Source organism: Butyrivibrio sp. AE3009 (assembly GCF_000420845.1).
In the GTDB taxonomy this organism is placed as follows: domain Bacteria; phylum Bacillota; class Clostridia; order Lachnospirales; family Lachnospiraceae; genus Butyrivibrio.
Window position 1 is genome coordinate 1 of the sequence record NZ_ATVS01000103.1, and the last position, 1189, is coordinate 1189.

Genomic DNA, 1189 nt, shown 5'->3' on the forward strand with positions numbered 1-1189 from the left:
AACTGATAATATATTATGCTCTTTCTAAGATAAGCAAAATCAAAAATCGCAGAAGAATAATCCGTTACTATTAGTTCAGCCTCAGAATACATCTTGTTATACGAATCGGTATAAAAGCTGCAGCAAGCGTTATCCGGAAATAAGTCTCTTCGCCATTCTATTTCAGGATGAAGTCTCAGACACAGCTTATAACCTCTTTTTGCCAATTCATCACTGAGTTTTTTATCTTCCATTATCGATTTAATTGTTTTGTAATACTTGGAATCCATAAATTCCTCGTCAGATAAAGCTGAAAGATATGCTCTCCAGGTAAATGCTATAACAATAATTTTCTGAGGATTATTATTCAAATAATCAAATCTTGTAAGTCCGGTAAGCCACAGATGATCTTCATCAATCACAAAATCATCTCTCAGCATATAATCTCTTTCCTGTCTTGAAGAAGTTATCATATAAAAATTCTCGTGAGATGCAGGATTGATCATTTTGGATATATCCTTTTCAGCTACACCATGCTGTAAAAAAATCTGAGGTGTCTCCCTGTGGCTCTCCATATGGATCATCTGAGAACTGCAATGGCAATCCGCTACACAGAGCAAAAACTTATAAAACAGAGAATCATAGTCAATCACTTTTCCGATTTGTGTAAGCCGGTCATAATCTTTGCTTTCCTTGCTTAATGCAAAAACAGAATTAACATCTTTGCACTGAAGATACTTAAAAAAAGCCTCTCCATTATCCCCTGCAGATATTTGCCTGTCGCTAATAAGCCAGATATGCTTGCTATAAAATATTCTTCCGACCTTTCTCTCAAGCCTGAAGATAACACTCTTTATCCCCATAATTGCAACTCCCTGAACTAAACGGATTAATTATGCTCATTTGTCAATTCCTTGATATGATCATATATCCTCTTACAGTTACTCTTATCTCTATATGCGAAGAAAGAATCTGCACGCTCCCGGTATTTTTCATCAATAATACAGCCCTGTCGTATCATACAGATGATTTTTTCCTGTAAATCCTCATACTGCGTCACAACAGGACCAAAGCCATCCTTCTCATAGTCAAAGAAGCCCTTCTTGATAAATGGATTGTTTTGATAATACTCATCACCATCAAACTGATAATATATTATGCTCTTTCTAAGATAAGCAAAATCAAAAATCGCAGAAGAATAATCCGTTAC

Annotated in this window: 2 protein-coding genes; both read right to left on the reverse strand. The window is 35.4% G+C overall.

Annotated features, from left to right (window positions below; all coding sequences use genetic code 11):
- The coding region (locus G588_RS21065; RefSeq protein ID WP_022780170.1) for a CDP-glycerol glycerophosphotransferase family protein at positions 1-842 on the reverse strand (842 nt) is incomplete at its 3' end.
- Between the two features lie 26 nt (positions 843-868).
- Positions 869-1189: CDP-glycerol glycerophosphotransferase family protein (locus G588_RS21070; protein WP_035789028.1), on the reverse strand; the 321-nt coding region annotated here is incomplete at its 5' end.